General features: G+C 70.8%; 9 protein-coding genes. 6 read left to right on the top strand and 3 right to left on the bottom strand.

Annotation, left to right across the window (positions count from 1 at the left end; genetic code table 11):
- Positions 1 to 53: 53 nt before the first annotated feature.
- The 3 genes from ABZX22_RS43170 to ABZX22_RS43160 form a co-directional block, all read right to left on the bottom strand.
- The gene (locus tag ABZX22_RS43170) at positions 54 to 368 is read right to left on the bottom strand and encodes a DUF742 domain-containing protein (RefSeq protein ID WP_354922496.1); all 315 of its coding nucleotides are present in this window, start codon (positions 366 to 368) and stop codon (positions 54 to 56) included.
- A gap of 141 nt (positions 369 to 509) precedes the next feature.
- Positions 510 to 932 carry a roadblock/LC7 domain-containing protein gene (locus tag ABZX22_RS43165; RefSeq protein ID WP_354922485.1) on the bottom strand — a complete coding sequence of 141 codons (423 nt, stop codon included), beginning with the start codon at positions 930 to 932 and terminating at the stop codon, positions 510 to 512.
- The gene (locus tag ABZX22_RS43160) at positions 929 to 3,973 is read right to left on the bottom strand and encodes a nitrate- and nitrite sensing domain-containing protein (RefSeq protein ID WP_354922482.1); all 3,045 of its coding nucleotides are present in this window, start codon (positions 3,971 to 3,973) and stop codon (positions 929 to 931) included. Before ABZX22_RS43160 ends, ABZX22_RS43165 begins: the two co-directional genes overlap by 4 nt.
- Before the next feature lie 476 nt (positions 3,974 to 4,449).
- On the opposite strand from ABZX22_RS43160, the gene ABZX22_RS43155 reads away from it, so the two are divergent.
- From ABZX22_RS43155 to ABZX22_RS43130, 6 genes are all read left to right on the top strand, one after another.
- Positions 4,450 to 5,601: a glycine betaine/L-proline ABC transporter ATP-binding protein gene (locus ABZX22_RS43155; protein ID WP_354922494.1), complete on the top strand. Its 1,152-nt coding sequence runs from the start codon at positions 4,450 to 4,452 to the stop codon at positions 5,599 to 5,601.
- On the top strand, positions 5,598 to 7,502 hold the full coding sequence (locus ABZX22_RS43150) for an ABC transporter permease subunit (RefSeq protein ID WP_354922479.1): 1,905 nt from the start codon (positions 5,598 to 5,600) through the stop codon (positions 7,500 to 7,502). The genes ABZX22_RS43155 and ABZX22_RS43150 overlap by 4 nt, the downstream gene beginning before the upstream one ends.
- A gap of 7 nt (positions 7,503 to 7,509) precedes the next feature.
- Positions 7,510 to 8,490, top strand: coding sequence for an ABC transporter substrate-binding protein (locus tag ABZX22_RS43145; RefSeq protein ID WP_354922477.1), 981 nt, complete (start codon positions 7,510 to 7,512; stop codon positions 8,488 to 8,490).
- A gap of 47 nt (positions 8,491 to 8,537) precedes the next feature.
- A complete protein-coding gene (locus ABZX22_RS43140) occupies positions 8,538 to 9,470 on the top strand; it encodes an ABC transporter substrate-binding protein (RefSeq protein ID WP_354922474.1) in 933 nt (310 codons plus the stop codon).
- Between the two features lie 482 nt (positions 9,471 to 9,952).
- Positions 9,953 to 10,567 carry a DUF998 domain-containing protein gene (locus ABZX22_RS43135; RefSeq protein WP_354922491.1) on the top strand — a complete coding sequence of 205 codons (615 nt, stop codon included), beginning with the start codon at positions 9,953 to 9,955 and terminating at the stop codon, positions 10,565 to 10,567.
- Position 10,568: 1 nt separating this feature from the next.
- Positions 10,569 to 11,330 carry a TetR/AcrR family transcriptional regulator gene (locus ABZX22_RS43130; RefSeq protein WP_354922471.1) on the top strand — a complete coding sequence of 254 codons (762 nt, stop codon included), beginning with the start codon at positions 10,569 to 10,571 and terminating at the stop codon, positions 11,328 to 11,330.

Raw genomic sequence — 11,330 nt, 5'->3', positions numbered from 1 at the left:
TCTTGCCCACACCGAACCCGCCCGCCACGACGATCTTCGTCGAGGTCAGGCCGCTAGAGCCTGCGAAGTCCACTTAGCACCCTTTCCAGCAGGTTCCTGTTCGGCATGCCCGCGTCCAGCTGCGGCTGGTAGATCCGCACCAGACCCTCCGCCTCCATGTCCGCGATCAGCACCCTGGCCACGCCGAGCGGCATGGCCAGCAGCGCCGACACCTCCGCGACGGATCTGATCTGACGGCAGAGCTCGCTGATCGCGCGGTATTCACGGGTGTGGTTCATACCGAGCTGCGCCGAGGTCGCCGAGGAGACCAGCGCCTCCATCGCCAGGTTGGTGCGCGGCGCGGTGCGCCCGCCGGTGAGCGAGTACATCCGCACCAGCGAGGGGCGCTCCTCCTCGGGAGGGGTGGGCGCGGGGCCGTAACCCGGCGGCTGGCCGTACCCCCTGCCGTAGTCCGCCGGCGGCCCATATGGAGGAGGGCCGTCATTCCACGAAGCCACGATCGTCTCCCATCACCAGGGGTGCGCGGATGACAGTTCCGCCCGTACGGCGGGCGTGAGCACCTGGCCCGCCCTTTCGACCAGCACGGTCATCTGGTAGGCGACCAGGCCCATGTCGCATTCGGGCGCGGCCAGCACCGCCAGGCACGAGCCGTCACTGATGGACATCACCAGCAGCAGCCCGTGCTGCATCTCCACGACGGTCTGGGTGACCCCGCCGCCCTCGAAGACCCTGGAGGCGCCCTGCACCAGGCTGATCAGTCCGGCGGCCACGGCGGCGAGCTGGTCGGCGCGGTCCTTCGGGAACCCGCGCGAGAACGCCATGGGCAGCCCGTCGGAGGAGACGACCACGGCGTGCGCCACACCGGGCACCTCCTCGACGAAGCCGCTGACCAGCCAGTTGACGTCCCTGGCGGCCTGGCTCAACTCCTTCACCGCTGCTCCTCCTCCTGCGCGTTGTCGAGCTCGGCGCGGCCCTTCCGCACGCCCTGCTGGAAGCTGGCCAGCCTGCTCCTGATCCGGTCGGGCGAGACCGGCGGCATCGGCGGCGCGGGAGCTGCGGACTGCGGGGCGGCGGCGGTGCCCGGCACCAGGTTCGCTCTGGGCTTGCGCTTGGGCAGGCCCGAGGAGGTGAGGCCGCCGAGGCTGGGGTCGCTGGCCGCGCGGGCGGCCTGCCAGCCCGCATCGGCGGGCGACGACCAGGCGTCGGGCGAGGGTGCGCCCTGCGGGGACGCGACGGGCGGCTCCGGCGGGTACGGATCGGCCGGCCGTGCCGTCGCGGGCCTGCCCGGCACGCCGCCCCCCACGGTGGGTCCCGCAGCGGGCCCCGCGCTGGGTCCCGCGTGCGGACCGGTGTCGAACGCGGGGGCGTCCGGGGTGTCCGGGGCGTCGGAGAAGGGTTCCGGCCGCTTGAACCAGCTCGACTCCACCGCCGCGAAGATCGGCAGGTACTCCTCCTCACCGGTGTCGAGCGAGGAGGTCTCCACCCTGGGGAGAGGGCCGGTGGCGTCGGGGAAGCCGGACCTGGGCGGCGCGTCGAAGGAGTCGAACGGGCGGCGGTCGAGCGTGCCGTACGAGTCGGGGCCCTGGGAGCCGCCCAGGCCGGGCATCTCGCGGAAGCCGGGACCGTCGTCCGGAGCGTGCCCGCCCCGCTTGGGCAGCCCGTTGGCCGTGAAGTCGGACGGGAAGTCGGAAAGGTCGGCCGAGGGCGCGTCGTTGGTGCCGAACCAGTCGACGGGCGGCGAGTCGAGCACCGGCGCGCCCATGGGCGAGGGCTTCAGGTCGTCGAGGACGGGCCGCTCGTACGGCTGGGGCCCGGCCTGCGGCGGCACCATCGGCTGGAGCGGCACCTGCGGGCCCGACGGCAGCTGCGGCCCCGAGGGCAGCTGCGACATCGGCGACATGGGCGGCATCTGCGGCATCTGTGGCATCTGCGGCTCGGACGGCGAGCCGTGCAGGGGCGGCATGCCCTGCCCCGCCGGGAAGCCGAGCCCTGGCTGCTGGCCGGGGATGGCGGTCAGCAGGCTCTCGGGGATGAGCACCATCGCCGTGAGGCCGCCGACGTCCTGCCTGCGCAGCTGCACGCGGACGTTGTGCCGGAGCGCCAGGCGGCCGACCACGAACAGGCCCATCCGCCGCGACACCGACACGTCCACCACCGGCGGGTTGGCCAGCCGCCAGTTGGCCTGGGAGATCTCCTCCTGGCTCATGCCGATGCCCTGGTCGGTCACCGCGATCATGACTCCGCCGCCGTCGATGCGGCTGCTGGAGACCGTCACCTTGGTGTCGTTCGAGGAGAACGACACGGCGTTCTCCACCAGCTCGGCCAGCAGGTGGACGGTGTCGGTGACGGCCTGGCCGGCGATGGCGACCTCGGAGGCGCCCTGGATGACGACCCTGTCGTAGCTCTCGACCTCGCCGAGAGCGGCGCGGACGATGTCCATCAGCTCGACGGACTGGGTCCACTTGCGGGCGGCCTCCTGGCCGGCGAGGACCAGGAGGTTCTCGCTGTTGCGGCGCATGCGGGTGGCCAGGTGGTCGAGTTTGAACAGGTCACCGAGGCGGGTGTCGTCCCGCTCGCCGCGTTCGAGCCGTTCGATGAGCGTCAGCTGGCGTTCGACCAGGGTCTGGCTGCGTCGGGAGAGGTTGACGAACATCGCGTTGACGTTGGCGCGCAGCTTGGCCTCGTCACCGGCCAGCCGTACGGCCTCGCGGTGGACCTCGTCGAAGGCCCGCGCGACCTCGCCGACCTCGTCGCGGGAGAAGACCCCGATCGGGGTGACCTCGGCGGAGACGTCGCTGTCGCGCGCCTCGCGCAGGCGCTGGACGAATCCGGGCAGCCGCTCGCCGGCGATGTCGAGGGCCTCGCTGCGCAGCCTGCGCAGCGGGCGCACCAGCGAGCGCGCCACGCCGGTGGTGATGAGCAGGACGGCCAGCAGCAGCGCCACGACGGCGCCGGCCACCAGGTAGGCGCGCTTGGTCTCGGCCCCGGCCAGTTCCTCGCTGCGCAGCACGATCGCGGCCGACTGCCGCTCCTCGACCGAGCGCATGGACTCGACGATGACGGTGGCGGCCTCGAACCACTCGCGCGCGTCGTCGCGCTTGGCGAGGTCGAGTCCCTTGAGCGGGGCGCCGGTGCTCACCCTGGTGAGGACCAGCTCGCGCAGGAAGCGCGCCCGGTCGGCGCCGCGGCCGTTGACCGTCTCGTCGAACAGGCGGCGTTCGGCGGCGGTGGCCTCGGCGGCGAAGGCCTTGCGCTGGTTGGCCTCGTTGGACTGCTCGCCGAGGAAGGTCTTGAGCTGTTCCTGCTCGAACCTGCCGACGACCAGCACGCTGGTAAGTAGCGCCTGCTGCAGCGAGGCGCTCTCCTTGGCCCGCGCGAGCGCGTCGAGCGTCGCCGACTGGCGTACCAGCTCCTCGTCCTCGCCGTTCTTGCCGAGCTCGTCGTTCAGGGTGAGCAGGTCGGCGATGACGGTGGTGTAGGCGTCGAGGGCGGCGCCGGGCAGCAGGTCGGAGTCGAGCGCCTGGTCGCGCAGCGCGGCGAGGTCCTCCAGGCGGTTCAGCACGGTCGCGACCTCGTCGCCCGTCCGGCCCGCGACCTCGGTGCCGAGGACGGCGGCGCTCTGCCGTACCTTGTCGGCCTGGGTGTCGACCCTGCTCATCTGGGTGCGGACGTCGGCCAGGCCGCGCTCGGGGCGGCCGAGGGTGATGTACCAGGCGGTGCGGGCGCGTTCGGCGCCGAGCTCGTGGGTGAGACCGCCGATCTGCTGGGCGAGCTTGGCCAGCTGGTTGGCGCGGTCGTAGTCGGCCGCCGCGCTGGTGGAGGCGACGACCTGGATGCCGCCGAGGAGGACGGCCGCTGCGGTCGGGACGAGGATCAGCGCGACTAATCGCGCGCGCACCCGCCAGTTGCGCAGCCGCCATCCACCGCGAGCGGCGGCCTGGTCGGCGGCCTTGGCACTGGTTCTTCTACTCACCGAACGCAACCTCAGTTGGGGGGAGAGCCTCCCGTGAGACTCCTGGGAAAACTCCAGCAAGTGGCGGCTATTTCAGCACACCAATACCTGAACGACCAAACGAACATAACGCGACAAATCTAGTCGGGTACCACACAAGCGTCGATAACTTGGGGCCCCCAATTTCGGTCCGCCGTTATCGGATCCAGAGATGAAAATGTCGCGATATATCACCTTCTGTCCGGTTGTGGGGGTTTGCCGCGTTCCAGTTGAAGATCCACTCCGTAACGCCCGCGTCTCTACATGGTCACGACGTTGTGATTCGCGTTATTCAGGCCCTATGTTGAGCCCCGTCGCGCCTACCCTCGACAACTCGGACCGGGCCAACCGCGGGGCCGGCAAGCTTCTGGAGGCAGCAAGTGGCAGCCGGGCAGGACAGTGCGGCGATCCAGGTCAGCGGGCTGTGGAAGATCTTCGGCCCGCGGGCGGATCGCGTCATGAAAGGCCCTGACAAAGATCTCGACCCGGCCGAACTACGCGAGAAGACCGGCTGCACGGCCGCCGTCAGAGACGTCACGTTCGATGTCAGACCAGGCGAGATGTTCGTCGTGATGGGTCTGTCGGGAAGCGGTAAGTCCACCCTGGTGCGCTGCCTGACCCGCCTCATCGAGCCGACGGCTGGAAAGATCTCCATTGGCGGCCAGGACGTGATCGCCGCCGCCCCCGCCCAGCTACGGGAATTACGCCGCCATCACGTCAGCATGGTCTTCCAGCACTTCGGCCTGCTGCCGCACCGGCGCGTCATCGACAACGTCGCCTACGGCCTGGAGATCCAGGGCGCTCCCAAGCCGCGCAGGCACGAGCGCGCGAGAGAGATCCTTTCCCTGGTCGGCCTCGACGGGCACGCCACCGCCTACCCCGACCAGCTGTCGGGCGGCATGCAGCAGCGCGTCGGGCTGGCCAGGGCGCTGGCCGTCGACCCCCAGGTGATGCTGTTCGACGAGCCGTTCAGCGCGCTCGACCCGCTGATCCGCCGCGACATGCAGGCCGAGGTCATCAGGCTGCACCGCGAGGTCGGCAAGACGATGGTCTTCATCACCCACGACCTGTCGGAGGCACTCAAGCTGGGCGAGCGCATCGCGATCATGCGGGCGGGCCGGATCGTCCAGCTCGGGACACCGGAGGAGGTCGTGGGCGCGCCCGCCGACGACTACGTGGCCGACTTCGTCCGCGAGGTGCCGCGCAGCCACGTGCTGTCGCTGCGCTGGATCTGCCGGACGCCGGAGCCGGGCGAGCATCTGGACGGCCCCGTCCTCCCGGCCGGCACGATCATCAGGGACGCCATCCCCGCGGTGACCGGCTCGGCCAGGCCCATCCGTGTCATGGACGGGGACGAGCTGATCGGCGTGGTCGACCGCGTGGACATCCTGTCGGCGATGGCGCACGAGCCGGCCGTACCGGAGGAGATCCGGGTGCCCGAGCCCGCACCGTCACCCGAGGAGGCCGCGCAACCCGGCGCGGACCAGGGCGAGGCCGGCGACGCGACGGAAGCGCACCCGGACCAGGGCGAGGCCGGCGACGCGACGGAAGCGCACCCGGACCAGGGCGAGGGCGACGGCACGGCGCCCGTCCCGCAGGCGCGCGCATGAGCGGCGCCGTCGCCGTCGCGGACGCGCCCGGCATCCGCCGCCCGCCCCGCTGGGTTGTGCCCGCGGTCGCCGTCGCCGCCCTCGTGGCCGGCTACCTCACGCTGAACGGCACCGCCACCCTCCCGCACGACGACGAGGCGGCCACCTTCCTCGCCGTCAACGACGCCCGCGACTGGGTCGACGCCAACAGGAACGACAACCCGCTGTTCCTGTACTTCATCAACTACGTCCGCATCTACCTCGGGCAGCTCTACACCGCCTTCGAGACCGTGCTGCAGGCGCTGGGCTGGCCCGGCCTGATCGGGGTGATCGGCGGCCTCGGCTGGTTGGCCGGCGGCTGGCGGATCGCGCTGCTCGGGACGGCCGGATTCGCCTCCTTCGGGGTGCTCGGTGTCTGGGACGCCGGTGTCCGCACGCTCGCCCTGGTGCTCGCCTCCGTGCTGATCGCCCTGCTGATCGGGCTGCCGCTGGGCGTCTGGGCGGGCCGTTCGCCACGCCTGCGCCGGGTCCTGTCGCCGGTGCTCGACGTCATGCAGATCATGCCGACGTTCGCCTACCTGACCCCGATGGTGCTCTTCTTCGGCATCGGCCCCTCGTCCGCGACCGTCGCCACCCTCATCTACGCGATGCCGGTCGCCATCAAGATCACCGCGCTGGGGATCGAGCAGGTCTCCCGTACCGCGACCGAGGCCTCCGACTCGATCGGCGCCACCCGCTGGCAGACGCTGCGCAAGGTGCAGCTGCCGATGGCGCGCGAGACGATCGCGCTGGCGATCAACCAGACCATCATGATGGCGCTGTCGATGGTCGTGATCGCCGCTCTCATCTCCGCCCCCGGCCTCGGCTCCGACATCATCCGCGGCCTGTCGCGGGCCAACGTCGGCTTCATGCTGCCGGCCGGCGTCGCGATCGTCGTCATGGCGGTCGTCCTGGACCGGATGACGATGGCGGCGGCCCGCCGGAGCGCCGCGGGACCCCTCGGGTACGCCGTCGCGGGCGCGCCGGCCGTGGTCGGCCTGGCGCTCACCTTCGTGCTGCCCCCCGCCTTCCCCGAACAGTGGGTGCTGCCGATCGGCGGCCCCGTCAACGACGCGGTGGAGTGGGCCAAGTTCAGCTGGTACGACGTCACCGAGGCGATCAAGAACATCACCTCCACGATCCTGCTCAACCCGCTGCAGGACGTGCTGACCTCCACGCCGTGGTGGCTGGTGGCCGCCGCCGTCCTGGCGCTGGCCTGGTGGGCGAGCGGGCCGCGCCCCGCGCTGGTCGCGCTGGCGTGCCTGCTGGCGCTGGCGGGGGTGGGGCTGTGGGAGCACAGCATGGCCACGCTGACCACCGTTCTGGTCGCCGCGGCCGTCGCGCTCCTGCTCGGCCTCGTCCTCGGCGTCGCCGCCGCGCGCTCGCGCGCCTTCTCGGCCGTCCAGCGTCCGCTGCTCGACGCGGCCCAGACGATGCCGTCGGTGGTCTACCTGCTGCCCGCGCTGGCGCTGTTCGGGCCGACGAGGTTCACCGCCATCTTCGCCTCGGTGATCTACGCGGTGCCACCCGTGGTGCGCCTGGTCGAGGACGGCATCCGCGGCGTGTCCCCCACCTCCGTCGAGGCGGCGCTGTCAGCCGGTTCCACCCGGCGCCAACTGCTGTGGAAGGTCCAGCTGCCGATGGCACGCGGGGCCATCCTGCTGGCCGCCAACCAGGGCATCGTCATGACGCTCGCCATGGTCGTGGTGGGCGGCATGGTCGGCGCGGGCGGGCTCGGCTACGACGTCGTCACCGGCTTCTCCCAGCACTCCGACTTCGGCATGGGCTTCGTCGCCGGAGTGGCCACGGTGCTGCTGGGCATCATGCTCGACCGCATCACGCAGGGCGCCGACAGGCGCACTTCCCCCCACTCAAGAGGATGATCACCGGATGAAGATTCGCCTCATGGCCGGGGTCGTCGCCCTCGGCCTGGCCGTCGCAGGGTGCGGCGGCGGCGCCAGGGTCGACGGCGGTACCACGGCGAGCCCCGCCACCCAGCCCAGCGGCTCGGCGAGCGCCGCGGCCGCAGGGACGGTCAGGATCGCCATCAACCCCTGGGTCGGATACGAGGCCAGCGCGGCCGTGATCGCGCAGCTGCTGCAGAGCCAGCTCGGCTACACGGTCGAGAAGAAGGAGCTCAAGGAGGAGGTCGCCTGGGCCGGCTTCGAGACCGGCGAGGTCGATGTCATCGTCGAGAACTGGGGGCACGACGACCTCAAGAAGAAGTACATCGACGAGAAGAAGGTCGCCGCCTCGGCCGGCTCGACCGGCAACAAGGGCGTCATCGGCTGGTACGTCCCGCAGTGGATGGCCGACAAGTACCCCGACATCACCGACTACAAGAACCTCAACAAGTACGCCGACCTGTTCAAGACCTCCGAGTCCGGCGGCAAGGGCCAGCTGCTCGACGGCGACCCCTCCTACGTCACCAACGACGAGGCGCTGGTCAAGAACCTGAAGCTGGACTTCAAGGTCGTGACGGGCGGCAGCGAGGCCGCGCTGCTGGAGTCGGCGGCGCAGGCGCAGGAGCAGCAGAAGCCGCTGCTGTTCTACTTCTGGACCCCGCACTGGCTCTTCGACAAGGTCAAGCTGGCCAGGGTGAGCCTGCCGCCGTACACCGCCGGCTGCGACGCCGACCCCAAGAAGGTCGCCTGCGACTACGCCGAGCTCGACCTCGACAAGATCGTGAGCAAGAAGTTCGCCGACACCGGCGGCAAGGCCTACGAGCTGGTCAAGAACTTCACCTGGACCAACGAGGACCAGAACGCGGTCGCCAACGACATCCAGAACAACGGGATGTCCGCCGAGGCCGCCGCCAAGAAGTGGATCGACGCCCACACGGCCACGTGGCAGGCCTGGATCCCGAAGTAGACGATCGTGTGCCCCCGTCGCCGGCGGGGGCACGCCGGAGACCGCACATGAGAACCAAACTGCTGGCCGCGACCCTCACCCTCGGCCTGATCCTCACCGGCTGCACCAGCGAAGCACCCCAGACCCCGAAGGCCACCGGCACCGTACGGCTGGCCGTCAACCCGTGGGTCGGCTACGAGGCCAGCGCCGCGGTGCTCGCCTACCTCCTCGAGCACGAGCTCGGCTACAAGGTCGAGACCAAGAAGCTGACGGAGGAGGAGTCCTGGAAGGGCTTCGAGAGCGGCGACGTCGACGTCATCGTCGAGAACTGGGGCCGCGACAAGGAGAAGAAGGAGTTCATCCAGGACAAGAAGGTCGCCGTGTCCGCGGGGCTGAACGGCAACAAGGGCGTGATCGGCTGGTACGTGCCGCAGTGGATGGTCGAGGAGTACCCGGACATCACCAACTGGCGCAACCTCAACAAGTACGCCCACCTGTTCAGGACCGAGAAGTCGGGTGAGCTCGGGCAGGTGCTCGACGGCGACCCCACCTTCGTCACCGCCGACGAGGACCTGGTCCGCAACCTGAAGCTGAACTACAAGGTCGTCTACGCGGGCAGCGAGGACGCGCTGATCAAGGCGATGCGGTCGGCCACCAGGACCAGGCGCCCGCTGCTGATGTACTTCTACCAGCCGCAGTGGCTGTTCACGCAGGTCAAGATGGCCAAGATCAACCTTCCGTCGTACGCGATCGGCTGCGACGCCGTGGCGGCGAAGGTGGCCTGCGACTACCCGCCGTACCTGCTCGACAAGATCGTCAGCAAGAAGTTCGCCGACACCGGCGGCAGGGCCTACGAGCTGGTCCGCAACTTCTCCTGGACGAACGACCACCAGAACGCGGTGGCCAGCGACATGACCGACGGCGGCATGTCGGCCGAGCAGGCGGCCAAGAAGTGGATCGACGCGAACAAGATCGTGTGGAAGGACTGGCTGCCCAGGTGATCGGGCACCGGGCCCTCCCGGCCACTCCGGCGCGCGCCTCGTCCCAGCCGCCGGCCGGGAGAAACCGTCGCCATCCCGGGGGCACCGGCCCTCCCCCCGGGGAACCCGTCGCCCTCCCGGGGGCACCAGTCCCCCACCCCCGGGGGGAAGCCGTCGCCGACCCGAAGGCACCGATCCTCCCCCCAGGGAACCCGTCGCCCTCCTGGGGGGCACCAGTCCCCACCCCTCCCGGAGGAAACCCGTCGCCGACCCGAAGGCACCGATCCTCACCCCAGGGAACCCGTCGCCGCCCGGACGGAACCGGTCGGCGGCCCGGGGCACCGGTCCCGCCCCCGGGGAAACCGGTCGCCGTCTCGGGGGCGCTGGTCCCGCCCTTGGGTAAACCGGTCGGCGGCCCGGGGGAACCGGTCGGCGGCCCGCCCCCGCGCGGTGGCGGGCCGGGCAGGATGGGAGGTGGGGCGCGTGATCGTGAAGGGACCGTGATGAGGCTGATGCGGTTGTCCGGGGTGGCCGGCGCGGCGCTCTTCGTCACCGCCTTCCTGGTGGAGGGCGCCACGCGTGGCGGCGGCTACGACCCGCTCCGGCATCCCGTCAGCTCGCTCGCCATCGGTGACCTCGGCTGGACCCAGACCGCGAACTTCCTGGTCACAGGGTTGCTCATGCTGGCTTTCGCGATCAGCCTGCGCGGCACCTCCCGCTGGGGCCTCGCCCTCATGCTGGCCTTCGCCGTCGGCCTGATCGGGGCCGGCCTCTTCGTGACCGACCCGGTGAACGGTTACCCGCAGGACGCGCCGGCGACCTCCACCACCGCCGGCACCCTGCACGACCTGTTCTCGCTGCTGGTCTTCGCGGGACTGCCCGCCGCGTGCTTCGTGTACGCCAGGCGCTTCGCCGGATGGGGCAGGCCCGGCTGGACGGCGTACTCGATCGTCACGGGCGTCGTCTTCCTCGCCGGCTTCGTGATCACCGGGGTCGGCTTCTCCGGCGCCGCCGGACTCTCCCCGATCGCGGGACTGCTCCAGCGGCTCACGCTCGTCGTCGGCCTGACCTGGGTGGCCCTGCTGGGCAGCGGAATCCGTACGGTGTACCGTACGTAAGGTGACCGTCGAGTACACCGGCAAGGGCGACCCCGCCCGCAGCCTCGCCCTCCTGTGGCGCACCAGCGAACGCCCGAGCCGCAAGGGCAAGCCGGAGCTGAGCGTCGACCGCATCGTCAGGGCCGCCATCGAGGTGGCCGACGCCGAGGGGCTGGCGGCGCTGTCCATGCGGAGGGTCGCCGAACGGCTCGGCGTCGGCACCATGTCGCTCTACACCTACGTGCCCGGCAAGCCCGAACTGCTCGACGTCATGCTCGACACCGTCTACGGCGAGACCGCCCGCCCCGACGACCTCCCCGGCGGCTGGCGGGCGCGCCTGCTGCAGATCGCCCGCGAGAACTGGGCGCTCTACCTGCGCCACCCGTGGCTGCTCCAGGTCGCCACCAGCCGTCCCGTGCTCGGTCCCAACACCACGGCCAAGTACGAGTACGAGCTGCGCGCCATCGACGGCATCGGCCTCACCGACGTCGAGATGGACTCGGTCATCACGCTCGTCACCGGGTTCGTCCACGGCGCGGCGCGGGGCGCGGTGGAGGCGCTGGAGGCGGAGAAGCACACCGGGATGACCGACGAGCAGTGGTGGGCGGCGCACGCGCCCTTCCTCCACCGGATCGCCGACGTCAACCGTTTCCCCGTCGCGTCGCGCGTCGGCGAGGCCGCAGCCGAGGTGTACGGCTCGGCGCACAGCCCCGAGCACACCTTCGAGTTCGGCCTGCAGCGCCTCCTCGACGGCATCTCCCTCCTGATCGACTCCCGCTCCTGA

Origin of the sequence: Nonomuraea sp. NPDC003804, from assembly GCF_040610675.1 — a bacterium.
GTDB lineage: Bacteria > Actinomycetota > Actinomycetes > Streptosporangiales > Streptosporangiaceae > Nonomuraea.
This window is presented reverse-complemented; position numbering and strand designations above follow the sequence as displayed.